Source organism: Desulfonatronum sp. SC1, from assembly GCF_003046795.1.
In the GTDB taxonomy this organism is placed as follows: domain Bacteria; phylum Desulfobacterota; class Desulfovibrionia; order Desulfovibrionales; family Desulfonatronaceae; genus Desulfonatronum.
Window position 1 is genome coordinate 1 of the sequence record NZ_PZKN01000137.1, and the last position, 455, is coordinate 455.

The window sequence follows — 455 nt, forward strand, 5'->3', positions numbered from 1 at the left end:
GCTAGTGGTGCCGGTGCCGGTTTGCAGACTAAAGATATTGGCATATGGCAGACTTTCCTGTCCGGGTGATTCACGTACATATCCGTTCACCACAAATCTTCGTTCACTAAGTTCCTTTGGCCTTAAAATTATCCTGTTGTCGCGAATAACCCAGGTAAAGCTGCAGTTGGCAAAGAGATCCTGCAAATGCGCCAAAAGAGATTTTTGCTCCCGGCTTAAGGTCATATTGTCTTCAATGCAGAGGCGTGTGCTGTAAGAGATTACCCATCCCGATTTGGTCTCCAGATGGCGGATGAGGTCTCTTCCACTGCCCGAGGTCATGTCCGGACGAACCGTTGGCGTAGGGTCACCTTGTGCCAACAACGAAAGCGAGGCTGTTCCCCATAAGAGAACAACCCCGCATAATATTTTGATTGTATGTGATATTCGGGTTTTGTGCGGGAGCATTGATTAAC

1 protein-coding gene is annotated in these 455 nt (G+C 48.4%); it reads right to left on the reverse strand.

Features of this window, described 5'->3' with window-relative positions; genetic code table 11:
• Positions 1–321: carboxypeptidase-like regulatory domain-containing protein (locus tag C6366_RS21030; RefSeq protein ID WP_233248580.1), on the reverse strand; the 321-nt coding region annotated here is incomplete at its 3' end.
• Positions 322–455: the final 134 nt, after the last annotated feature.